The following is a 22,740-nucleotide window of genomic DNA, read 5'->3' as shown; positions in this document are numbered from 1 at the left end:
TGCATTCTGCCCTAAAATGCGCCGATGTCAAGACAGAGAACCCGTCCGACCCGAGACGAAACCTGCGACAAACTGTACGAGGCGGCAGCGCGCGTCTTCGAGGAACAGGGCATCGGCAACGCCAGCATCGAGACGATCGCAGCCGCGGCCGGCTTCACGCGTGGCGCCTTCTATTCCAACTTCAAGAGCAAGGACGAATTGATCATCGCCATGCTCGAGGACCATGTCGAGCGCTCGATCCGACGCAACCTCGACCTGCTGGCCGAGCACAGCAACATCGACGACTTCCTCGACGCGCTGAAGAACATGGACCGCAGCAAGCAGGATCCGCTCGGTCGCGCGCCCCTGCTCCACATGGAGATGATCCTTTTCGTCGCGCGCGCCGAGAAGCGCCGGCCTGAACTTGCAAAGCGGCTGCGGGCGCGGCGCAAGCTTGTGACCGATATCGTCGAGACCTCGCTGAGGAACGAAGGCCGCAAGGGCCTCCTCAACCCGGCCTGGACCGGCGCGATCCTGCTCGCGCTCGAAGACGGCTTCCGCCTGCACCGCCTGATCGATCCCGAGACGACGCCAGCGGACAGCTTTTTGCGCGCGATCTCCGATCTCCGCCGCGCACTTGGTATCATCGCGACCTCCTGACGCACGCGCTATTCCGCAGGCGCCTCTCTCAGCTTGCCGGCGACGGCGCGGACGCGGCCGGGCGAGGCCTGCCAGATCGCAAACGCCGACAGCAGGCTCACGGCAATGCCGATCGCAAACGCAATGGTATAGGTGCCGGTCAGGTCATGCAGGAGGCCGGTGAGCCACGGTCCGGCCGCGCCGCCTGCGAGCGCGGTGAGCATGATGGTGCCGAAGATGCTGCCGTAGTGCGGGCCCTGGAATATCTCCAGCACCACCGCGCCCATGATCGAGGTGAGCCCGTAGCCGAGCGCGCCCTGCGTGAACACCATGAGATAGACGAGCCACAGGCTCGGCTCGTATTTGAGCGCGATCAACGCGGCAAAGCAGATCGCAAAGCCGAGGCACGAGATCGCCCAGATCGCCTCGCGGCCTACTCGATCCGACGCGTGTCCCAGCACAATCTGGCCGGGAATGCCGAGCAGAGAGACGATGCCGAGCGCCCAGACCCCGACATTCGCCGAGAAGCCGATGTCGAGCAGGAATTTGGTCTGATGCACCTGCACCGCGTACCAGATGTAAAGCCCGCAGAAATAGCCGAGTGCGATCCACCAGAATCGCGCCGTGCGCAGCGCGCGCGGCAGGGTCCAGTCGGTTGCGGCCCAGACGGGATCGACAATGTTGGAGACGGGCTTCATCGATGCCGCATGCGGTGCGGCATCGCCATCCGGCTGCAGGCCGATGTCCTCGGGACGCTTGCGTAGCAGGAGATAGATCGGCGCCAGCACGATCAGCACCATCAATCCCATCGCGGTGCAGGCGGTACGCCAGCCGCTGTGCTCGATCAGGAACTGCACCCAGGGGAGCAGCGTGACCGAGCCGATGCCGACGCCGGCAAAGGCGATGCCCATCGCGAGCCCGCGGCGGCGGATGAACCAGTTCGGCAGGAACAGCGAAAAGCCGGAATAGCCGAGGCAGACGCTGCCGGCGCCGACCATGACGCCGATCGTGACATAGAGATGCCAGGGCTCGCTGGTGAGCGGCGCGAGCAGCAGCCCTCCTCCCATCAGCGCGATGCCGAGCTCCATCACCGCGCGCGGGCCGGCGCGATCCATCAGGCGGCCGATCAACGGGCTCATGAAGCCCGACACCACGAAACCGAAGGAGAAGGCGCCGGCGGTGACGCCGCGCTCCCAGCCGAACTCGTTGAGGATCGGCGGGAAGAACAGCGAGAACGCGGTACGCGCGTTGACGCCGATTCCCATCGTGATGAAGGTGACAACAACGACCACCCAGCCGTAGAAGAACGGAAGTTTTGGCGATGATTTTTCCGTCATGGCCGGCGCGTCCAGTGCTCGGCGTTAACGGCGCCCACCGGCGCCTCGCCCTTGATGATCGCGGCGACCTGGCGGACGGTCTCCAGCGCCTGATGCTCGATCGCCTGCGGCGTCAGCCCGCCGATATGCGGGGTTGCAATCACATTCGGCAATTTCGCAAGCTCCGGCGTCGGCATCTGGTCCGGCGCGCGACCGACATCCATTGCCGCACCCGCGATGCGATTGTCGCGGAGCGCCGCGGCAAGCGCGGCTTCATCGACGAGATTGCCGCGGGAGAGATTGATGAAGACAGCGTGGCTCTGCATGCGCGCCAACGCCGCCGCGTTGATCAGGCTTTCGGTCTGCTCGTTGGCGATCGCGAGGCACACGACATAATCGGCGCGGGACAAGAGATCGTCGAGCCGGACGTGCGTGATATCGAGATCGTCGATTGTCACGAAGGGATCGGCGACCAGCACCTCCATGCCCAATGCTTTGGCGAGCGGCGCGAGATAGCGGCCGATGCTGCCATAGCCGATGATGCCGATGCGGCTGCCGGAAAGCTGCCGCCCCATCACGACTTCGGGCTTGCGGCCGGCGTGATAATCCGCGGTCGCCCGCGAGACGCCGCGGGACAGATCAACCATGAAGCCGATCGCAAGCTCGGCGACCGCCGGCACGAAGCCGGGCGAGGCCCGCGTCACCAGCACGCCGACGGCGGAGGCAGCCGCGACATCGATGTTGCGGATATCCACGGCGCAGCGGACTATCGCGCGCAGCTTCGGCAATTGCGGAAAGATCTCGCCCCTGCCCTCGGTCACGCGATCGGCGACGATGATGTCGACGCCGGCAGCGGCCTTCACGAGGCCGACCGCGTCGAGCGCTTCGCTGCCCTCATGCAGCTTGACGTCGGCGATGGCGTGCAGACCCTTCAGCGCGCGTTCGCCGTAATATTGCCGCCGGAAGTCCGGCGTGGGAGTCAGCAGAACTTTCAAGATGTCCTCAAGCTCTTTGTTTGCGCATGATCTTTTCGGAAAACCGCTTCACACTTTTCCGGATCATGCGCTAGTAACCGAAGGCTCGCGGCAGCGCGGTCGAGATCGCGGGCACGAAGGCAACCACGAGCAGGCACAGGAACAGGAGCCCAAGATAGCCCAGGATCGGCTTCACCGTCTGCTCGATCGGTACATTGCCGATCAGGCATGCGCCGTAAAGACCAAGGCCCAGCGGCGGCGCAAACAGGCCGATTCCCATCGCAATCACCAGCACCACGCCGAAATGCAGGGGATCGACACCCAGTTTGACAGCAACTGGCAGCAGCAGCGGCCCGAAAATGATCAGCGCGGCGGCGCCCTCCAAGACGGAGCCCATCACGATCAGCACCGCGATGGACAGCAGCATGAACAGCCAGACGCCGTTGGACTTCGACAGCGCCAGCATCATGTCGCCGACCATGTGCGGCACCTGCTGCAGCGTGAGAATGAAGGCCAGCGATTGCGCGGCGGCGACGATGAACAGCACCAGGCCCGAGCGCGTCGCAGCGTGCACAAAGCTTTGCGTCGCGGATTTAAGGCCGAGCTCGCGGAACACCACACTGCCGATGACGACGGCGTAGAGCGCGGCGAAGGCGGAGATTTCGGTCGCGGTGGCAAAGCCGCTCTTGAAGCCAAAGAAGATCATGAAGATCAGGCCGAACGAGGCGATCGCGCCGGTCCACAGGCGTGATACCGCCGCACGCGGTTCGGCTTCATCTGTTGCAGCGGGCCGCCTGCCAAAGATCACGCACACCGTAATCAGCGCCAGCGCCATCAACAAGGCCGGCAGCAGCCCGGCGACAAACAGGCCGCCGATCGAGAGGTTGGCGACGAAGCCGAGGATGATGAGGTTGATGCAGGGCGGAATGGTTTCGGCCATGACGGCAGACGCCGCGAGCAATGCGACCGCGCTGCCGGGATTCTGCCGCGTGCGCCGCGCGGCCGGGATCAGCACCGAGCCGACGGCGGCGACATCGGCCATCTTGGAACCCGAGATGCCGGAGAACAGCACCATGGAGGTGACCATCACGACGTTGAGTCCGCCGCGCAGTTGCCCGACCCCGCGCTGCAACAGCTCGATCAGCCGCACCGACATGCCGTTGGCTTCCATGAGGTAGCCGACGAGAATGAAGAAGGGGACCGCGAGCAGCACGAAATTATCGATGCCGCGCGCCATCTGCTGGGCGAAGATCACGCCGGGCAGCGTGCCCTCGACCCAGATGAAGGTGAGCGCGGCCAGCGCCAGCGCGAAGCCGATCGGCAGGCCGCCGAACAGCGTGACAAAGAAGCCAACGAGCATCAGTGTTCCCGACGAGGGCACCGAATCGGGCGCAAAGTGGTCCCAGGCCAGATAGAGACCGACGACGAGCGCGGTAGCGATGACGGCGGAGGTCATGTCGCGCAACGGGCGCGAGCGGAACGTGTCGAGCGCAAAGATGGTCATGAGCGACGCGCCGACGCCCATGGGATAGAACGTCAGCTCCAGCGGCAGGCCGGAGCCGGTGGTCTGGCCGACCGTCAGGCCGCCGAGCTTGATCGCGTTGAAGGCGACATAGCCCGCGATGATCGTCATCAACAGCGCGGCAACGGCATCGATCACCGCGCGCGCTTGCGCCGGCAGCCTGCTGATAAAGAACTGGACGCCGGGATTGTCGCCGCGTGCGAGTGCGCTCGCCGCGCCAAAGAAGCTCGATCCCACCATCAAGCCGCGGGCGACGTCATCGGACCATTCGACCGGCGCGTTGAACCAGTACCGCAGCGCCACCGAGACGCAGACGACGAGCAGATCGGCCGCCAGCATCAGCGCCGCGATGGCATCGCTGACGACGAGCAGCGCGGCGATAATCCAGTGACGGCCAGCGGGCGCGAGGGAGGCCGGTTTGCCGGCCGCGACCTGACCGCTCGCCACCGCGCCTGTCATTTCACTGTCCTTCAGGCTTGGGTCGCGCGGATCGCGTCCACCACCGGCTTGGCCTCCGGGTGCGCCTTGATGAAATTGTCGGTCTGCGGCAGCACGCGCTTGCGGAACGCCTCCTTGTCGCATTCCGTGATAACGACGCCCTTACCCTGGAGGTCCGTCATCGCCTCCTTCTCGACGGCGAGCCCGTGCGCGCGGGTATCGACCGCAGCCTTCTGCGCGGCGTCAACAAAACCTTCGCGCAGCTTCGCATCCATGCGCTGGAACGTTGCATCGGAGAAATAGATCGCGAGCGGCGAGAAGTTGTGCTGCGTCAGCGTATAGTTCTTTGCGGTTTCGTAGAACTTGCTGGCGAGGATCGTCGGCGGATCGTGCTCGAGGCCGTCGAGCACGCCGGCCTGCAGCGCGGTGTAGATTTCGCCAAAGGCGAGCGGCGTTGCGGCAGCGCCCATCAGGCGCAGGCATTCGGTGATGATCGGATTCGGCAGCGTCCGGATCTTCAGGCCCGCGAGATCCTCCGGCGTCTTCACCGGCTTCTTCGCCAGTACGCTGCGCGCGCCGAAATTATAGGCCCAGGCGATGACGCGGATGTTGGCGCCCTTCAAGAGTGCCTCCTCGATCGGCTTCGCTGCGCCGCCGTCGAACGCCTTGGTCTGCTGCGGGAAGCTGGTGAAGAGGTAGCCGAGGTCGAAGGTGCCGACCAGCGGCACGAGGTTGGCCGAGATCGACGAGCCCGACACCATCATGTCGATCACGCCGAGCTTGACTGAATTGATGACGTCGATTTCCTGACCGAGCTGATTATCAGGGAAGAAGGTGACATCAACCTGCTCGCCGAGCCCGTTCGCCTTCAGGCTCCTGACGAGGTTGTCGTAATAGACGCGGCCGTTGGCGAATTTGGGATCGTTCGGCAGCGACGAGGAGCACTTGAGCTTCAAGGTCGCCGCTTCGGCGCGGCCGACGATCGCGGGCGAGAGCGCGATTGCGCTTGCGGCGGCTACTGAAGATTTCAAGAGCGTGCGACGGCTTAACGGCACGATTGTCATGGCGTCCTCCCGCATTCTTGTTCCAGGCGCGATTCATCGCCGGGGCTTGTTGCATCGACTGTAGGGCCAAAGTCTCGGGCCGGGCAAGGCCGCGCACCATTCCCGATCGGGTATCGATCAATGCGCGCTGCGCATTGATCGATGACGTGACGCCATGCGTTATGCTTGCTCTCTCCGTCGTCATTCCGGGACGCGCACTTGGCGCGGGCCCGGAATCCATAACCACAACTCGGGATTATGGATTCCGGGCTCGCCACTTCGTGGCGCCCCGGAATGACGATTGAGAATACGCTCGCGTCCCCGCGGCAGGATTTGCCCGAGTTCTGCCCAATCATCACGCCCTCGAAATTAAGAGGGCGCAGGGAATGCCGGGTGCAGGCCGCACCCGCGCGCCTTGCGTGCAAGGAAAGTGCACTTACGCACGCAAGCAACAACAGGGCAGCCAAATCAACCGGCATTCCCTGCACGATGGTGTACGGCTTATACGCGCTCTCCCCGGAGTGCCGGGCTTGATAGCCTCCGTCGCCCTGGAATCATCAACCAGGACTTGATGCCAGCGTCGGGGCATCGGGACCACGCGACTTCGCCGTCCGCTTAGGCGTCACTCGTCAGTTGATGCCGTCGCGTCCATCGCATCCCGCTGCCAACACTCGTGACGATCGCGAAGCGCCCCTCCTGGAGAGCCGCGGGACGGCGCGGAGACAACCACATCTTTCCGAAAAACGGAAGCGAAATATTTTTTGCGAAGGGGCTTGACATTACTTCTGATAAAGCGAAGCACTGCCCGACGGGCAAATCAGTTGGCGCAAGCGGGGCTCTCGTGTCCGCCTCTGTCGTTCAGGCTTGACGTCCAGATTTCCTTTGCGGCTTGGACGCTCGTCGCGGACTACGACGCTTCCAGCGCATGGCTTTCATGACCGAAATAGGCGCGCTCCAGCCGCTTGGGCAGGTCGGACTCGGACGTCGGCGCCTCCAGCGCGATCTGGCCCTGGACCAGCGCATAGACGCGGTCGGCTGCGGCGAGCGCCTTTTCCAGGAGTTGCTCGACCAGGATCACGGCGGTGCCCCGCTGCTTCAACTGGCCGATCACGTTGAGCACGCGGTCGACCAGCACCGGCGACAGGCCCGCGGAAGGCTCGTCCAGCATCAAGAGCCGCGGCCTTCGCACCAGGCCCTGCGCCACGGTCAACATCTGTTGCTGCCCGCCGGAGAGCGCGCCGCCGCGCTCGTTCCGCTTCACTGCGATCTCGGGAAAGAACGACAGCGCTTCCTCGACCCGCCCAGCGCGCTCGGCTCGCGGCAGGTCGTAGCCCGCAAGCAAAAGATTGTCAGTGACCGAAAGCTGCGTGAACACGCGATGGCCTTCGATGACATGCACGAGGCCGGCGCGCGTCGCCTCGCGCGGCATGATTTTGGTAAAGTCGCGGCCGTCGAAGCGCACGTCGCCGGCGTTGACCGGCAACAGGCCGGACACTGTCCTGAGCAGCGTGGTCTTGCCGGCGCCGTTCGGCCCAAGCAGCGCCACCACCTCACCCGCCGCGATGGAGAGATCGACGCCGTGCAGCACGCGGATCTTGCCGTAGCCTGACTCGAGCCGCGCCACAGAGAGCAATGGTTCAGCCGCCGAGGTAAGCACTGACCACCTCCTTGTGAACGCGAATCTCGGTCGGCGTGCCGGCCGCCAGCGTGCGGCCGAGATTAAGCACGGTGATGTGGTTGCAGATATCGAAGATCAGGTCGGCGTGGTGCTCCACCAGCAGCACACCGACGCCGCGCGCGGCAATCGCCTTGATGAGCTCGCCGAGGCGGTCGATCTCGTCGACGGACAGGCCCGCGGCGGGCTCGTCGAGCAGCAGGAAATCCGGATCGAGCATCAGCGCACGCGCGATCTCGATGAAGCGAAGCTCGGAATGCTGCAGACGATCGATGCGGACGTCGGCGAGGTTCTCCAGACCAACGACGGCAAGCAGCGAGCGCGCCTTCGCCGCGAACATCCTCTCGTCTTGCCGGTTGCGCGGCAGCGCCAGCAAGGCCTCGACAAAGCTCGCCTTGCCCTCGACAGTGCCGCCGATCATGACATTCTGCAGCACCGAGGCCTCGCCGATGATGCGCGGGGTCTGGAAGGTGCGCGCAATGCCGCGCGTGGCGCGCAGCGACGGCTGGCCGGCCGGCAGCGGGTCGCCACCGAGCGTCATGCTGCCGGCTTTTGCGGCGTAATAGCCGGAAATGACATTGAGCGTCGTGGTCTTGCCGCTGCCGTTGGGGCCGATCAGGCCATGAATCTGGCCGGGCGCGACGTCGAGGTCGAGGCCGTCGATCGCCTTCACATTGCCGAAGCTCAAGGAGACGCCGCGCAGCGACAGCGCCCTGCCGCCCTTGCTTCGCCGCACGATGTCGGCGAGCGCCCCAGGACGCGGCACGATGGCGCGGTTGCTCGCAAGCGGACGGCGATTCCTGAAATCGAGCAGCGCGGCGATGCCGCCCGGCATCACCAGCACGATCAGGAGCAGCAGCAAGGCGTAGAGGAAGGTCGACCACTCGGCGAGCGGGGCGGCGATCTCCGGCAGGATGGTGAGGATCATGGTGCCGAGCAGCGGCCCCAGGATCGAGCCGCGGCCGCCGATCAGGATCGCGATGAAGAACAGCACCGAGAGGTCGAAGGTGAACGCATCCGGCGTGATGTAGGTCTGCAGCGTCGCGAACAATCCGCCGGCGACCGCCGCGCAGCCGCCCGCGAGCAGAAAGATCGCGATCAGCATCTTCGGCTTGGAGATGCCGGTCGCCTCCGCCGCGACCTCGGCGTCGCGCACCGCAATCAGCGCGCGGCCAAAGCGGCTGCGCGCGACGTTTGCGGTCAACCAGGTGGTGAAGGTGGCAAAGCCGATGCAGAGGAAATAGAAGCCCCAGGCGGTATCGAACGGCGCCGGGAAGACGGGCCCAGCAATGCCGACGCCACCGCCGGTGACGCTCTGCCAGGCGAGCGCGATCTGGGTGACGATGGTCGCAAAGCCGAGCGTCGACATCGCGAAATAGAAGGTGCGAAGCCGGAGCGCCGGCAGGCCGACGACGACGCCGAAGATCGCGCCCACGACCGCCGCGATCGGCAACGCGGCGAACGCCGGGATCGCGGGCATGACATTGCCGGCGACCAGCACGCTCGTCGCGTAGGCGCCTAACGTCAACAGCGCGACATAGCCGATCGCGAGATGGCCGGCGAAGCCGACAATCAGGTTGAGACCACTGACCAGCACCCAGTAGATCGCCATGCGGGTGCCGATCAGCGCCCAGTAGTCATTGCCGACCAGCGGCAGCAGCAGCGCGAGCGCGAGGATACCGAGGAACGGCAAGGCGTTCGTCAGCGCGGCGCGCCAGGTAGCGGCTTCAGTGCGCTCGGGCAAGGACGCGGTGACCGCAGTCATCACACTCTCCGCGCGGTGGCGCCGCCGAACACGCCTTGGGGCGCCGCCAAGAGGACCACGATGAACAGCGTGAATACGGCGACGGAGGAGAAGATGCCCCCGACCAGGAAGTTCGCCGCCTGCTGAAACAGGCCGAGCGCGAGCCCCCCGATGATCGCGCCGCGGTTATTGCCGAGCCCGCCGAGCGCCACCGGCACGAAGCCGTAGAAGTTCAACAACGCGCCATTGGCGAAGAACGCCAGCAGCAACTGCCCGCCGGAAAATCCGGCGATGCCGCCGATGATGCCGGCGAGCGCATAGCTTGCGATGCGCAGGTTCCGCTCCGGCAGACCGAGCGCGCGTGCGGCGAAATTGTCTTCGGCGATGGCGAGGAACGCGCGGCCGACCAGCGTGCGGCGGTAGAGATATTCCAGCGCCAGGATCGTGATCGCGCAGGCTGCCACCGGCAGCCAGAATTTCTCGTCCCAGACGCCGCTGCCGAGATTGACCAGGTGCGGAAACGGCTGCGGCTCGGTGCCCCATTTGATCGCGGCGACCTGCTGGATCATCAGCGCGACGGCGAGCGTCGACAGCACGTAGAGATGCTGCTCGAGGCTTTTCAGCACCGGCCGCACCGCGATGAACTCGGTGATGACGCCCAGGATGGCGCAGAGGGCGAGCGTGAGCAGGAAGCCGGCCCAGATCGGGAAGCCAAGCTTGAGCGTGAACATCGAGCCGAACACGCCGCCCAGCATCGCAAGCTGGCCTGCGGTAAAGCTCATTACCCGCGAGGTCGAGAACATGGTGTTGTAGGTGACGCCGACGAGCGCGTAGACCGCGCCCGCCGCCAGCCCCGATGCGATAATGGAGGAGAGCATGGACTGGCTTCCTCTTCGGCCACCTAAGTGTAACCCGGCGCCAGCGCACCCACGCTGCCCAATAGAACGTCACGGCGCGAAATGGCCATGGGATGCTCCCTGGTTTCCCCTGTGCGGCGCCCGTCTTGGCTCGCGGGCGTTCCGTCCCTTTGGTCTGTTTGTTTCTGTTTATTCTGCTTATGCGCCTTAACGGCCGGATGGTTTGCGAAAGGATTTGAGCCTGTGGCAGGGAGAATGTCCAGAGCCCGGGCGCGCATGCCGGCATCTCATAGCTGCCACGCTTTGCTCATCGCGCCACAATGCGCGGCACTCAGCCCGTCTGCCGTGCGCAACAGCGCATCTCGTCACGGCCGGCCGCGCCTGCAAAATTCTCAAGCGCGCGTGAGACTTGGAATAACAAAGTGGAATAACAAAAAGGCTGCGAGACAGTCTCCCGCAGCCTTGCCTCGTTGTCTTCGTTCCGCTCTCAGCGCGAATGCGCGCCGCTCCACTGGTTGCCGGCCGGACCGGCTTGCTGCGTGAAGCGGAGCGCGAAAGCGCCGTCGCCGAGCAGCGCCTGCGCCACCAGCGCGACCGCCCACACCGCGGGATATTCCCAGCCGCCATGCGGGTTGGTGAAGAAGAAGCCGTTCGCCGCATGCACAGTGACGATCGCGCCTACCAGGATCGGCACGCCGGCGAGCGCCGCATAGCGGGTGAAGAGCCCTAGGATCAGCGTGACGCCGACGACGACTTCGACCGCGATGACGAGATAGGCGAGCTCGCCCGGCAGGCCGACGCTGCCGAAGAATTTTGCCGTCCCGGCGGGCGTGAACACGAAAAATTTCAGGCCGGCATGGGCGAGGAAGAGAGCGCCCAGCGTGACGCGCAGCAGCAGCGCGGCGTAAGGCGCGGTACGGGAATCGATCATCGGAGGTCTCCTTTGGCTAGGCCTCCTCCTATGATCTATTTTGGTTTTGAAGATAATCAGCTATTCTAGGAGAACAGCTCACACCAAAAGAGTGAGATCGTGCTTGACCGCCTGACCAGCCTGGAAATCTTTGCCAGGGTCGCCGCAACCGGCAGCCTTTCCGCGGCGGCGCGGGCGATGGGGCTGTCGCAAACCATGGTCACCAAGCATGTCACTGCGCTCGAGGCGCGGCTCGGCACGAAACTGTTTCACCGCACCACGCGGCGACTCTCGATCACCGATGCCGGCCGCCTCTATCTGGAATCCTCCGAGCGGATCCTCGCGGAGATGGAGGCGGCCGATGCGGCCGTCTCGGATGAACGCGTCGCGCCGCGCGGCCTGCTGCGGCTCAACGTGCCCGTGGTGTTCGGCATGCGGCAGATCGCACCGCGATTGCCGGAATTTGCCGAACGCTATCCCGAGGTCACAATCGAGCTGGGACTCAACGATCGCCAGGTCGACCTTGCCGAAGAGGGCTGGGACCTCGTGATCCGCATCGGCAAGCTCAACGAGTCGAGCCTCGTCGCGCGGCGGCTGGCGCCCAACCGGATCGTGCTCTGCGCGGCGCCCTCCTATCTCGCCAAACACGGCACGCCGCGCACGCTCGCCGACCTCGCCTCGCACAATTGCCTCGGCTACACGCTGCAGCAGCAATCGAGTGTGGACGAATGGCTGTTCGGCACCGACGGCGACATCCGCGTCCGCATCAGCGGCAATCTGCGCGCCAACAACGGCGATGCGCTGTGCGCCGCGACCGTCGGCGGCCAGGGACTTTCGTATCAGCCCACCTTCATCGTCGCGGACGACGTGCGCGCCGGACGGCTGGTCATCGTCCCGCTCGATCAGCCCGACAGGCTGTCGGCGGTGCATGCGGTCTACCTGCCCGACCGCCGCCCGCCGGCGAAGGTGCGCGCCTTCATCGATTTTCTCGCAGAGCACTTCTCGCCCGAGCCGCCCTGGGACCGCGGACTGTTCTGACGGGACGCAGCGCGCGCCGTGTCCTGATCGGCGCGCGCGAAAATGCTGTAGTCTGGCCGCAACGATATCGTACGGAGGAATCGAAGCCATGGCGCAAGAGGTGCGAACCGCAAGACGTTGGCCGCTGTTTTCGTCGCTGGCATCGTGGCGGCCCGCGTTCCTGCCGGCGGACCTGATCGCAGGCCTGACGCTCGCCGCGATCGCGATCCCCGAACAGATGGCCACTGCCCGGCTCGGCAGCTTCCCGCCACAGATCGGCTTCTTCGCCTTCGTCGCGGGCTCGGTCGGCTTTGCCATGCTCGGCAGCAACCGCTTTCTGTCTTGCGGCGCCGATTCCACCATCACGCCGATCTTTGCCGGCGGCCTTGCGGCGCTGGCCGCCACCGGCTCGCCGGACTATTCGGCGCACGCGGTCGCGCTCGCGCTGATCGTAGGCCTCATTCTGTTGGCAAGCGGCTTCTTCAAGCTCGGCGGCGTCGCCAACCTGTTGTCGGTGCCGGTCACGGTCGGATTTCTCGCCGGCATCTCCGTGCACATCATGGTCTCGCAATTGCCGGGCGTGCTCGGAATCGCGGAGCCGAGCGGACCGACGCTCAATCGCATCGGTGCGATCGCGCTGCATCTGGGGCAGGCCAATCCCTATGCCCTCGTCATCGGCTTCGGCGTGCTGGCCGTCGTGATCGTCTCGGAGAGGATCAGCGCGAGGATTCCCGGCGCGCTGATCGGCCTCGTCGCCGCCACGCTCGCGGTGATCGTCCTGGGCCTCGAAAGCAAGGGCGTGAAGGTGGTCGGCGCGGTGCCGGCGACGATGCCGAGGCCGACGTTGCCCGACATCACGGCGGAGCAGTGGGTGCGGCTGGTGCCGCTCGCCTTCGTGATCGCGGTCGTGGTGATGGTGCAGACGGCGGCGACCACGCGATCGTTCCCGTCAGATCCCGACAAGCCCGCCGACGTCGACCGCGATTTCCTCGGCGCGGGCGCCGGCAGCATTCTGGCTGGCCTCTTTGGCTCGTTCCCCGTCAATGCGAGCCCGCCTCGTACCGGGATCGTCTCCGAAACCGGCGGCAAGTCGCAGGTCGCGGGCCTTGCGGCTGCCGCCATCGTGCTGGCGCTGCTCGCCTTCGGGACGGGACTGTTGAAACGAGTGCCGGATGCGGCGCTCGGCGGCATCCTCCTGTTCGTGGCGCTGCGCATCATCCGCGCCAGACAGATGGCGACGATCTTTCGGCAGTCGCCGGCGGAGTTTCTATTGATCCTCGCGACCGCAGCGCTGATCATCGTGCTGCCGATCCAGCAAGGCGCGGGGCTTGGCATCATCCTGTCGCTCCTGCACGGCATCTGGAGCACGACGCGGGCGAAACTCGTCGAGTTCGAGCGCGTCCCCGGCACCACGATCTGGTGGCCGAAGATGCCGTACACGGAAGGCGAGCGCGTGGCGCGTGTGGCCGTAGTCGGCCTGCAGGCGCCGCTATCGTTCCTCAACGCGCCGGCCTTCCGCAGCGAGGTGATGGACGTGGTCCGCACCGCGGCGCCGAAGCTCGTGGTGATCGAGGCGAGCGGCATGGTGGAGATCGACTTCACCGCCGCGCAAGTGCTGCTCGATATCTTCAAGGAGTGCGGCGAGCAGCAGGTCACGGTCGCGCTGGCGCGGCTCGAATCGACCCGTGCGCAGGATGCATTCGAGCGCTTGCGCCTCTATGATGCCTTGCCGAGGGAGCACGTGTTCCACAGCGTCGAGGAAGCCGTCCAGGCGCTAGCGAAATAGGCGCGATGCGAGAGGACCGCAACCTCCCTTTTTCAAGGGGAGGTTGGGAATTTCTGCTCGTCGCGCGCTACTTTTTGAGCGCAGCGCGCGCGGTTCTGACGTAATTCATGCACTCGGACCAATCCTCCTCGCCCGCCTCCAGGTCGGTATCGCTGAGCGCCTTGCGCAAGGTCTCCAGCACGGGCTTCGGATGGTTCTTCTTGAGCTCCGCCTTGATCATCGCGACGCCTTTCTGGCAATCGGACTTGTCGTCCGCCATGGCCGCGGTCGCGTTCATCATCGCGGCCGCCGCAGCGAGTATCAGGGCTGAACGCAGCATGAGTTGTTCTCCTTCAGTCTTGGATCGAACGAATGTCACCCGCTCACGGTAGCAGCTCGGGATGCTCGATCAGCATGGGGTCCCGGATCGCGGGCGCCTGGATGGCGCGGAACAAGATGCGCGCGGTCCTCACATCGCCCGCCGTGAGGCAGAGGTCGACGATCTCCCTGACCGCGGCGTCGCGCATCAGCGCGTCCGATAGCTTCATCGCGATTTCCATCGCAGCCTTGGCGGCGCGCTGATAACGCGCAGCTTCCACCTCATGTTGCTTCTGCTCCGACCGCTTCGTGTCGTCGGCGCGGGCAGCATGGCCGCCGACAAATTCGGCGCTGTCGGCCGCGGAGCGGCAGATACTGCGGATCCTCTCCGCCGCCTCGATGTCGCCGAGCGGCCATTGAATGGGCTCATCCCAGACCTCGGCTGGCTTCTGCTTGCCGAACCACCGCATCGCGCCGCCCCCGACGTTTGTGGGGCTCAGCATAGAGGACGGTCAAGCAATCGGCGAGGCGGTTTTGTGACGCCCGCGTGGCGCGCCGAAGTCCGGTCATGACGCGCGTCGCTGCCCAATCGCCTCGAATTGGGCCTTCTGCTCGTCGTTCAGCGTGGCATAAAAATCGTCAAGCGCAGCGCGCACCGCTTTGACGCCTTTCAGCATGGCATCGAGCCGCTTGCGGATTTCCGCCATGCGCGCGGTCGGTGTCATCAGCTCGCCGGGCTGACACGCCGCCTTCAGGTCATCGTTGACCTTCGCACTCGTATCCTGAAGGGCCTGAAGCGCGGCGCGCTGCGTGTCGTTCGGGTGGAGTCTTGTTTCGATCTCCTGGGCCGGCCACGCCTGGCCGGCCCCCTGCGCGCCGCAATCCCGGACAAGAGGCGCATTGCCATTGCCGGCAGATGCCGTTCGCCGCTGCTCGGCGGCGAGCGCGTTGAAGCGCGCCTTCTGCTCGTCGTCGAGCGCGCCGTAAAACTTCTCCAGGGCCGGCTGCACGATATTGACCGCGTTGATCATCGCTTCGATACGCTGCTGCATGGCGGCGAGCCGGCCGGGTGCAGTGGCCGCGGGCTGCGCCGGGCAGGACGCGCGAATGATCGCCGCCGCCTGGACCGAGGCATTGGCGAGCTCGTCGAGGCTGGCGCCCTGGGCTTCGGTCGGCTGCACGGCGTCCGCGATCTGGTCGATCGGCAGGCCGGCGATCTCGCGGCGATCGCTGCCGCACAGCTCCTCGAGCGGAACGCCACGCGCGTGTCGTCGTCCCGGCTGCCGTGAGTAGACCGACAGGCCCTCATAGCCATAAGGCCCGAAGATGCCTGCATAGAGATCGGGATAGCCGTAGTTCCAGAAGCCGAGGCCGTCGCCCCAGATCGTGTAGTCGTAGATGTCGTTATAGGCGAACGGCCAGAACAGCGGGCCGACCCAGCCATAGCCGCCGCCGGCGTGCTGCCACCAGCCGTTGCCGCCGCCATGCCAGCCCGCCAAGGCGGCCGCCGCCGCAATCTGGACACGCGCCGCCGGATTGCTGAGCAAGCGGCCGTTGCGCAGGCTCAGAGAGCTCATCGCATGGCGAAAGCCCGCGGGATGCACTGCCGCGTTTCGGATCTGGCTGAAGCTCGCGCCGTGATGGCCAAAACCATGGGATGCGAACCGCGCCCCGCCATGATGCCCGCCGCCAAAGTGAGCGTGACCGAAGCCGTGGCCGCCGAAATGGCCGCCGCCGTGGTGTCCGCCGCCATGTCCTCCCCCGCCATGACCGCCGCCATGGCCGCCGCCATGACCACCGCCATGACCACCGCCGCCTCGCGCCATCGCCGCGCCCGCCAGCAGGGACGCCAGCGCCATTGCAGCAATTCCAATGACTGGTCTCACCATCGCTCCTCCCGAACATCCGAGCGATCGAAGCATCGGAAGTTGACAGGAATGGGAACCGAGGTGGGAACCGAAAGTTCCGCGCACGTTCAGCTCGTGCGCTTGGCCCCAATCGTCTCGAATTGCGCCTTCTGTTCCTCGTTCAGCGTTGCGAAGAAATCGTCCAGCGCCGGCCGCACCAGCTTGATCGCGTTGAGCATGACGTCGAGCCGGGCATCCGCCGTCGCAAGTCGGGCAGGCGGCGAGAGGGTCTCGTCGGGCTGGCAATTGAGATTGAGCGTGTCGGTCGCAAACCCGATCATGCGCTGGACCACATCGAGCTCATCGCGCTGCCATTCGTTCAGATGCAGCTTTGCCTCGATCTCGCTCTTTGGCCATGGCAGCGTCCCGGGCGGCGTGCAGCTTTGTTCGGCGGGCACCTTGGGCGCGAATGGTGTGCGCTGATTGGCGAACGCCGCGAGCTTCCCCTTCTGGTCGTCGTCCAGCAGATCGTAGAATGTCTCGAAGGGCTTCTGCACACGCGCGATCACGGATTTCATCGCTTCCAGGCGCCGCTGCATCTCCGCCAGCCGGTCCGATGGCGTCAAGCCGACCTCGGTCAGGCAGGCCGACTGGATGGTTTGGGCGGCCTCGATCGATGCGCTGACGAGATCGTCCAGCGCCGCGCGCTGCTCCTCGGTGGATGGTCCCATCGCCTGCTTGACCTGCTCAACCGGAAGGCCGGCAAGCTCGCTCGCATCAGCGCCGCAGATGCGCGTGAGCGACGGGAAGTGGCGAAACTTCCGGCCGCGCGACGGCGAGGCATAGCGAAGCAGCTCGTCGCCGTCGTAAGGAGTGAAGATCGCGGCGTAGATGTCGCGATAGCCGTAGCCCCAGAAGCCCATGCCGTCGCCCCAGAGCGTGTAGTCGTAGATGTCGTAGTAGGCGAACGGCCAGAACAGCGGGCCCACCCATCCATAGCCGCCGTCGCCGTGCTGCCACCATCCCTTCGTGCCGCGTTGGCCGTGCCAACCCGCCAACGCAGCCATTGCGGCGACCTGCACCCGCGCAACCGGCCGCGTAACCCAGTCGGGGCCGCGGGTGATGTCCATGCGCGACGCGGAGTTGGCCGCCTCGGCGCGTGCCATTCTGACGCGCGCACCGCGCCGGCCACGCAGGCCGCCAAGGCCTCCCAGGGCCATTGAGGCAATAGATCTCACAACGCCGATCGGGCCGCCGCCAATACGGATATGCAGGCCCAACGCCTGAGCAGGGCTCGACGGCGTGATCGCGAGAAGCAGCAAGGACGTTCCCAAAGCCGCAATTCCAGTGTGGAATCTCGACATGGCACCCTCCCCGTGCCAGCGCCCTTCAGAGCAGGCCTGTCAGCACCGAACGCCCAATGGAACCAAAAGTTCCCGAGCAGGACCTACGCCGCAGGCAATATCTTTCCGGGGTTGAAGATATTTTGTGGATCGAGCGCCTTCTTCAGCGCGCGCATGGCCTCCAGCGCCTCTGGACCGAGCTCGGCCTTCAGATATTTCTGCTTGCCCTGGCCGACGCCATGCTCGCCGGTGCAGGTGCCGCCCATGGATTGCGCGCGCTCGACAAGCCGATGCATGAACTCCTCGCCGCGCGCCATCTCGTCCTTGTCGTCGATGTCGCAGAGCAAAGAGCAATGGAAATTGCCGTCGCCGACATGACCGACGATCGGCGACAGCAGCTTGAGCCGCTTCAAATCGTCCTCGGTCTCGGTGACGCAATCGGCGAGCCGCGAGATCGGCACGCAGACGTCGGTTGCGACCACACCGGCACCCGGGCGCAACGCTTTTACCGCCCAATAGGCATCATGCCGCGCCTGCCACAGTTTTGTGCGATCCTCGGGCCGCGTGGTCCAGGTGAAATCGCCGCCGCCGCAATCCTTGGCGATCTCGCCGAAATTCTTCGACTGTTCGGCGACCTCGGCTTCGCTGCCGTGGAATTCGAGCAGCAGCAGCGGCGTCTCCGGCAGCGACAATTTCGAATAATTGTTGACGCACTTCACCTGCTCGGCATTGAGCAGCTCGATGCGCGCCACCGGAATGCCGGTCTGGATCGCCATGATGGTGGCCTGGCAGGCGCCGCGCACGGTTTCGAACGAGCACGCAGCGGCCGCAATCGTCTCCGGAATGCCGCGCAGCTTGATGGTGAGCTCGCTGATGATGCCGAGCGTGCCCTCGGCGCCGATGAAGAGGTGCGTCAGGTCGTAGCCGGCGGACGATTTCTTCGCCCGCGTGCCTGTCGTGATGATCTCGCCGTCGCCGCGCACGACTTTGAGCGCCAGCACGTTCTCGCGCATGGTGCCGTAGCGCACCGCATTGGTGCCCGAGGCGCGGGTCGAGGCCATGCCGCCGAGAGAGGCGTCGGCGCCCGGATCGATCGGGAAGAACACACCCTGGTCGCGCACATATTCGTTCAGCGCTTTCCGCGTCACACCGGGCTCGATCACGCAATCGAGGTCGTCGGCATGGACCTCCAGCACCTTGTTCATGTCACGCAAATCGATGCAGATGCCGCCCGCGGGCGCATTGACATGGCCCTCGAGCGAAGTGCCGGTGCCGAAGGCGATGACAGGCACGCCATGTTTGGCGCAGATGCGCACCGTATCCTGGATATCAGCGGTCTCCTGCGCCATCACCACGCCGTCCGGCGGCTGCGGCGGCAGCCAGGTCGTGGTATGGGCGTGCTGCTCGCGCACCGCCAAAGAGGTGATCAGCCGGTTGCCGAATCGCGCCGCAAGCTGCTCCAGCGCGCTCGCGAGCGCCTGCGGCTCCGGCCGCTTCAAGGTTTCAACAGTCGTCATTACCACGTGAAATTTCCTCCGGCTTTGGGCGACGGTAGGCAGAGGATATATAAGGGGTCAAGGGAGCAAAGCGATGGATATGACGACCGCCACAGCCTTGAAGGATATGCCGCTGCCGCCGGCGCCGTTTCTGTCCTCGGTGATGCAGCTCGAGCCGCAATGGATCGACTATAACGGCCACCTCAACATGGCCTATTACAACGTGATGATGGACCGCGCCATCGATCAGCTCTGGCTGCATCTCGGTATCGGCCCGACCTATATGAAGGAGCGCGATGGCTCGACGTTTACGGCCGAATGCCATGTGCGCTATTTGCGCGAGATTCATCTGGGCGATCCAGTGCAGGTCTCGGTCTGGCTGCTCGCCGCCGACGAAAAGCGCCTGCACACCTTCGAGGAACTGCGCCACGCGACCGAAGGCTGGCTGTCGGCGACCTCCGAGAACATCACCCTTCACATCGACATGACCGCGCGGAAGGTCGCACCGTTCCCGTCCGACATCCGCGCCCGCATCGCCGCGGTCGCAGAAGCCCATGCCGCGGTGCCGCGCCCCGAGGGCATCGGCCGCAAGGTCACGATGCCGGTGAAATAGCGCTCCGCGCGGACGCGTGTTCCCGAGCCCCAATAGCTCTGTAAAACCAGGCCCGACGGCCCCATATAGCCATCAATCCCTGCTAAGAAGGCTCCCCCTGACGATCCCGCGGTGCCATCGTGGGTAACATCTGATTCGATGACCGAGCCGAGCAAAGTGAGCCCCCTGAGCGTCCCACAGCACCAGCCCGCGGCTGGCGGCATTGCCGCGCGCGCCCGCGCGGCGTCGGGTCCGCGTTATCTCGACGGGCTCAATCCGGAGCAGCGCGAGGCCGTCGAGACGCTGGAGGGCCCGGTGCTCGTGCTCGCCGGCGCCGGCACCGGCAAGACACGCGTGCTCACCACCCGCATCGCCCATATCCTGAGCCAGGGCCGCGCCCGCCCGAACGAAATTTTGTCGGTGACCTTCACCAACAAGGCCGCGCGCGAGATGAAGACGCGGCTCGGCCAGATGCTGGGCCACGCGGTGGAAGGCATGCAATGGCTCGGCACCTTTCACTCCATCGGCGGACGCATCCTCCGCTTCCACGCCGAGATGGCGCAGCTCAAATCCAATTTCACCGTGCTCGATGTCGACGACCAGGTGCGGCTGTTGAAGCAGCTTTTGCAGGCCGAGGACATCGACGACAAGCGCTGGCCGGCGCGCATGCTTGCGGGCCTGATCGATGGCTGGAAGAACCGCGGGCTTGGACCCTCGCAGGTGCCGCCCGGCGAAGCCGCCATCTTCGCCAACGGCAAGGGCGGCAAGCTCTATGCAAGCTACCAGGAGCGGCTGAAAATTCTCAACGCCGCCGATTTCGGCGATCTCCTGCTCGAGAACATCCGCATCTTCCGCGAACACCCCGACGTGCTCCGCCAATACCAGCAGCGCTTCAAGTTCATCCTGGTCGACGAATATCAGGACACCAACGTTGCGCAGTATCTGTGGCTAAGGCTCCTGGCGCAGGCGCCTTCCAACTCGTCGTCGTTGCCGGGCTTGACCCGGCAATCCATCGGCTCTTCACAAGATGGATCACCGGGTCTCGACGCTTCGCGTCGGCCCGGTGATGACGAGCAGAGTGTTACGGACGGGGAGAAGGAGAAGAGCACCCCTCCCGCCAAAAACATCTGCTGCGTCGGCGACGACGACCAGTCGATCTACGGCTGGCGCGGGGCGGAGGTCGACAACATCCTGCGCTTCGAACACGATTTTCCCGGCGCCAAGGTCATTCGCCTCGAGCGCAACTACCGCTCGACCGGCCACATCCTCTCGGCCGCCTCCTATCTCATCGCGCACAATGAAGGCAGGCTCGGCAAGACCTTGCGCACCGAGGACGTGGACGGCGAGAAGGTCACCGTGACCGGCTCCTGGGATTCGGAGGAGGAAGCGCGCGCCATCGGCGAAGAGATCGAGGAGCTGCAGCGCAAGGGCGAGAAGCTGAACGAGATCGCCATTCTGGTGCGCGCGTCCTACCAGATGCGCGAGTTCGAAGACCGCTTCGTTACGCTCGGCCTGCCCTATCGCGTGATCGGCGGTCCGCGCTTCTATGAGCGCGCCGAAATCCGCGACGCGCTGGCTTACCTGCGCGTGATCAGTTCGCCGGCCGACGACCTCGCCTTCGAGCGCATCGTCAATGTGCCCAAGCGTGGGCTCGGCGACGCCACCGTGCAGCTCCTGCACGACCACGCCCGGAAGCGGCGTATTCCGCTGTTCGAGGCGGCGCGCGCCGTCGTTGAAACAGATGAGCTGAAGCCGAAGGCGCGCGGCTCCCTGCGCGACCTTGTCGCGCAGTTCGACCGCTGGCGCGCACAGAGTGAAGTGACCGCGCATACGGAACTGGCCGAGGTCGTGCTGGACGAGAGCGGCTATACCGAGATGTGGCAGAAGGACCGCTCGGCCGATGCCGCGGGCCGGCTCGATAACCTGAAAGAGCTGGTGCGCTCGATGGAGGAGTTCGAGAACCTGCAAGGTTTCCTCGAGCACATCGCGCTCGTCATGGACCGCGACGGCGAGGCCGAGGACGAGGCGGTGTCGCTGATGACGCTGCATTCCGCCAAGGGCCTCGAATTCGACAACGTGTTCCTGCCGGGCTGGGAGGAAGGCCTGTTCCCGAGCCAGCGCACGCTCGACGAACAGGGCCGCGCGGGGCTGGAAGAAGAGCGCCGTCTCGCGCATGTCGGGCTGACGCGGGCGCGGCGTCGCGCAAAGCTCTATTTCGCCACTAACCGCCGCATTCACGGCACCTGGGCCACCACGATCCCCTCGCGCTTCCTCGACGAACTGCCGCCGGCGAGCGTCGAGATCACGGAATCCAAGGGCGGCAGCGGCTGGGGCGGAGCCGGCGGCTACGGCCCCTCGCGCTTCGACAATGTGGAGTCCTTCGGCTCGAGCTACACGACGCCGGGCTGGCAGCGTGCGCAGGCGCGCCGCGGCCGCAGCAACGAAGGACAAAAGCGCGGCGGCTTTGACGAGGACCAATCGCCTTTCTCAGGCTCGCGCAGCGATGCCTCATCGCGCGGCGATTTCGGCTTCTCGCGCAACAAGCGCGGTCCGCTCACGATCGAGGGCGAGCTGGTCGCCAAATCCACCGGCACGGTCTCGGAATTTTCCCTCGACGACCGCGTCTTCCACCAGAAATTCGGCTACGGCCATGTCGTCAAGATCGACGGCAACAAGCTCACCATCGCCTTCGACAAGGCCGGCGAGAAAAAGGTGGTCGACAGTTTTGTCGAACGGGCGTGATTGCGTTTCACCTCTCCCGCGGGGAGAGGTGAACCGAATCCGCGGATTCATTTTCCAGATGACAGGCTGACAATATGACGACGGTCTGCCGTTGGTAGGTCTTGACCATCTCACGCCTGATCGTATCAGATGCGCCGCATGGTTCGGGGCCGGACGATCCTTCTGATTCTCGCGCTCGTGTCGCCTTCGCTGGCGCGGGCCGATAGTGTCATGACGTTTGCGGAATCGGCGGCGATGCTGACGAAGATCTGCGGCGCCGAGATCAGCGCCAATTGCCGCGGCGTCAATCTCGACTCCGGCCGGCTCAAGGAATGCCTGTCGCGCAACCAGGACGTGATGTCGCCGCAATGCAAGGCGAACTATCTCGCGCCGTTTGACGCGATCCAGAAGCGGATCAACGCACGCATCACGGTGGCAGGCGCCTGCCGGCTGGAAATCATCAGGCTGTGCCACGGCTCGACCAAGGAAACCTCCAAATCGATCCCGTGCCTGCTCGCAGCCAAGGGCGTCAGTCGGAATTGCA

General features: G+C 65.2%; 19 protein-coding genes. 6 read left to right on the top strand and 13 right to left on the bottom strand.

Annotated elements, in window-relative coordinates:
• Positions 1 to 24 precede the first annotated feature (24 nt).
• On the top strand, positions 25 to 639 hold the full coding sequence (locus VKR55_RS11290; protein ID WP_324402889.1) for a TetR/AcrR family transcriptional regulator: 615 nt from the start codon (positions 25 to 27) through the stop codon (positions 637 to 639).
• A gap of 8 nt (positions 640 to 647) precedes the next feature.
• On the opposite strand, the gene VKR55_RS11285 is transcribed toward VKR55_RS11290, so the two are convergent.
• The 8 genes from VKR55_RS11285 to VKR55_RS11250 all read right to left on the bottom strand — a co-directional run bounded on the left by VKR55_RS11285 (position 648) and on the right by VKR55_RS11250 (position 11,118).
• Entirely contained in the window at positions 648 to 1,955 is a 1,308-nt protein-coding gene (locus VKR55_RS11285; RefSeq protein ID WP_324402887.1) for an MFS transporter, read from the bottom strand.
• Positions 1,952 to 2,929, bottom strand: coding sequence for an NAD(P)-dependent oxidoreductase (locus tag VKR55_RS11280; protein WP_324402886.1), 978 nt, complete (start codon positions 2,927 to 2,929; stop codon positions 1,952 to 1,954). Before VKR55_RS11280 ends, VKR55_RS11285 begins: the two co-directional genes overlap by 4 nt.
• A 70-nt stretch (positions 2,930 to 2,999) precedes the next feature.
• A complete protein-coding gene (locus VKR55_RS11275) occupies positions 3,000 to 4,889 on the bottom strand; it encodes a TRAP transporter large permease (RefSeq protein WP_324402884.1) in 1,890 nt (629 codons plus the stop codon).
• Positions 4,890 to 4,900: 11 nt separating this feature from the next.
• Positions 4,901 to 5,932, bottom strand: coding sequence for a TRAP transporter substrate-binding protein (locus VKR55_RS11270; protein WP_324402882.1), 1,032 nt, complete (start codon positions 5,930 to 5,932; stop codon positions 4,901 to 4,903).
• 886 nt (positions 5,933 to 6,818) lie between these two features.
• A complete protein-coding gene (locus tag VKR55_RS11265; protein ID WP_324402880.1) occupies positions 6,819 to 7,568 on the bottom strand; it encodes an ABC transporter ATP-binding protein in 750 nt (249 codons plus the stop codon).
• Positions 7,549 to 9,351, bottom strand: a complete 1,803-nt coding sequence (locus tag VKR55_RS11260; RefSeq protein WP_324402878.1) for a branched-chain amino acid ABC transporter ATP-binding protein/permease — start codon at positions 9,349 to 9,351, stop codon at positions 7,549 to 7,551. Before VKR55_RS11260 ends, VKR55_RS11265 begins: the two co-directional genes overlap by 20 nt.
• Positions 9,351 to 10,208, bottom strand: a complete 858-nt coding sequence (locus VKR55_RS11255) for a branched-chain amino acid ABC transporter permease (protein ID WP_324402877.1) — start codon at positions 10,206 to 10,208, stop codon at positions 9,351 to 9,353. Before VKR55_RS11255 ends, VKR55_RS11260 begins: the two co-directional genes overlap by 1 nt.
• A gap of 466 nt (positions 10,209 to 10,674) precedes the next feature.
• Positions 10,675 to 11,118: a DoxX family protein gene (locus VKR55_RS11250; protein WP_324402875.1), complete on the bottom strand. Its 444-nt coding sequence runs from the start codon at positions 11,116 to 11,118 to the stop codon at positions 10,675 to 10,677.
• A 99-nt stretch (positions 11,119 to 11,217) separates the two neighbouring features.
• Between VKR55_RS11250 and VKR55_RS11245 the strand changes: the two genes are divergently transcribed.
• Positions 11,218 to 12,135, top strand: coding sequence for a LysR family transcriptional regulator (locus VKR55_RS11245; protein WP_324402873.1), 918 nt, complete (start codon positions 11,218 to 11,220; stop codon positions 12,133 to 12,135).
• An 88-nt stretch (positions 12,136 to 12,223) separates the two neighbouring features.
• Complete coding sequence (locus tag VKR55_RS11240; protein WP_324402871.1) at positions 12,224 to 13,900, top strand: SulP family inorganic anion transporter; 1,677 nt, start codon at positions 12,224 to 12,226, stop codon at positions 13,898 to 13,900.
• Between the two features lie 67 nt (positions 13,901 to 13,967).
• Here VKR55_RS11240 and VKR55_RS11235 read toward each other — a convergent pair whose 3' ends face one another.
• The 5 genes from VKR55_RS11235 to VKR55_RS11215 all read right to left on the bottom strand — a co-directional run bounded on the left by VKR55_RS11235 (position 13,968) and on the right by VKR55_RS11215 (position 18,904).
• Entirely contained in the window at positions 13,968 to 14,219 is a 252-nt protein-coding gene (locus VKR55_RS11235) for a histidine kinase (RefSeq protein ID WP_324402868.1), read from the bottom strand.
• Positions 14,220 to 14,262: 43 nt separating this feature from the next.
• Positions 14,263 to 14,700: a hypothetical protein gene (locus tag VKR55_RS11230; protein ID WP_324402866.1), complete on the bottom strand. Its 438-nt coding sequence runs from the start codon at positions 14,698 to 14,700 to the stop codon at positions 14,263 to 14,265.
• 63 nt (positions 14,701 to 14,763) lie between these two features.
• Complete coding sequence (locus tag VKR55_RS11225; RefSeq protein WP_324402864.1) at positions 14,764 to 16,086, bottom strand: Spy/CpxP family protein refolding chaperone; 1,323 nt, start codon at positions 16,084 to 16,086, stop codon at positions 14,764 to 14,766.
• Between the two features lie 86 nt (positions 16,087 to 16,172).
• Positions 16,173 to 17,408: a Spy/CpxP family protein refolding chaperone gene (locus VKR55_RS11220; protein ID WP_324402862.1), complete on the bottom strand. Its 1,236-nt coding sequence runs from the start codon at positions 17,406 to 17,408 to the stop codon at positions 16,173 to 16,175.
• A gap of 83 nt (positions 17,409 to 17,491) precedes the next feature.
• Positions 17,492 to 18,904 (bottom strand): FAD-binding oxidoreductase, encoded by a 1,413-nt coding sequence (locus tag VKR55_RS11215; RefSeq protein WP_324402904.1) that lies wholly within the window; start codon positions 18,902 to 18,904, stop codon positions 17,492 to 17,494.
• A 73-nt stretch (positions 18,905 to 18,977) separates the two neighbouring features.
• Between VKR55_RS11215 and VKR55_RS11210 the strand changes: the two genes are divergently transcribed.
• The 3 genes from VKR55_RS11210 to VKR55_RS11200 all read left to right on the top strand — a co-directional run.
• On the top strand, positions 18,978 to 19,496 hold the full coding sequence (locus VKR55_RS11210) for a thioesterase family protein (protein WP_324402860.1): 519 nt from the start codon (positions 18,978 to 18,980) through the stop codon (positions 19,494 to 19,496).
• 138 nt (positions 19,497 to 19,634) lie between these two features.
• Positions 19,635 to 22,217 (top strand): ATP-dependent helicase, encoded by a 2,583-nt coding sequence (locus VKR55_RS11205; protein ID WP_324402857.1) that lies wholly within the window; start codon positions 19,635 to 19,637, stop codon positions 22,215 to 22,217.
• Positions 22,218 to 22,355: 138 nt separating this feature from the next.
• Positions 22,356 to 22,740, top strand: a 385-nt coding sequence (locus VKR55_RS11200) for a hypothetical protein (protein ID WP_324402855.1), incomplete at its 3' end; no start/stop codon positions are given.

It is taken from the genome of Bradyrhizobium sp., from assembly GCF_035309285.1.
Taxonomy (GTDB): domain Bacteria; phylum Pseudomonadota; class Alphaproteobacteria; order Rhizobiales; family Xanthobacteraceae; genus Bradyrhizobium.
Note: the sequence above shows the minus strand (reverse complement) of the source record. Positions and strands in the feature narration are given on the sequence as shown.

Bases quoted from the DNA above. Each gene is read 5' to 3' on its own strand.
- VKR55_RS11290 (WP_324402889.1), top strand. From the start codon at position 25: ATGTCAAGACAGAGAACCCGTCCGACCCGAGACGAAACCTGCGACAAA.
- VKR55_RS11285 (WP_324402887.1), bottom strand. From the start codon at position 1,955: ATGACGGAAAAATCATCGCCAAAACTTCCGTTCTTCTACGGCTGGGTG.
- VKR55_RS11275 (WP_324402884.1), bottom strand. From the start codon at position 4,889: ATGACAGGCGCGGTGGCGAGCGGTCAGGTCGCGGCCGGCAAACCGGCC.
- VKR55_RS11270 (WP_324402882.1), bottom strand. From the start codon at position 5,932: ATGACAATCGTGCCGTTAAGCCGTCGCACGCTCTTGAAATCTTCAGTA.
- VKR55_RS11260 (WP_324402878.1), bottom strand. From the start codon at position 9,351: ATGACTGCGGTCACCGCGTCCTTGCCCGAGCGCACTGAAGCCGCTACC.
- VKR55_RS11255 (WP_324402877.1), bottom strand. From the start codon at position 10,208: ATGCTCTCCTCCATTATCGCATCGGGGCTGGCGGCGGGCGCGGTCTAC.
- VKR55_RS11250 (WP_324402875.1), bottom strand. From the start codon at position 11,118: ATGATCGATTCCCGTACCGCGCCTTACGCCGCGCTGCTGCTGCGCGTC.
- VKR55_RS11240 (WP_324402871.1), top strand. From the start codon at position 12,224: ATGGCGCAAGAGGTGCGAACCGCAAGACGTTGGCCGCTGTTTTCGTCG.
- VKR55_RS11235 (WP_324402868.1), bottom strand. From the start codon at position 14,219: ATGCTGCGTTCAGCCCTGATACTCGCTGCGGCGGCCGCGATGATGAAC.
- VKR55_RS11230 (WP_324402866.1), bottom strand. From the start codon at position 14,700: ATGCTGAGCCCCACAAACGTCGGGGGCGGCGCGATGCGGTGGTTCGGC.
- VKR55_RS11225 (WP_324402864.1), bottom strand. From the start codon at position 16,086: ATGGTGAGACCAGTCATTGGAATTGCTGCAATGGCGCTGGCGTCCCTG.
- VKR55_RS11220 (WP_324402862.1), bottom strand. From the start codon at position 17,408: ATGTCGAGATTCCACACTGGAATTGCGGCTTTGGGAACGTCCTTGCTG.
- VKR55_RS11215 (WP_324402904.1), bottom strand. From the start codon at position 18,904: ATGACGACTGTTGAAACCTTGAAGCGGCCGGAGCCGCAGGCGCTCGCG.
- VKR55_RS11210 (WP_324402860.1), top strand. From the start codon at position 18,978: ATGGATATGACGACCGCCACAGCCTTGAAGGATATGCCGCTGCCGCCG.
- VKR55_RS11205 (WP_324402857.1), top strand. From the start codon at position 19,635: ATGACCGAGCCGAGCAAAGTGAGCCCCCTGAGCGTCCCACAGCACCAG.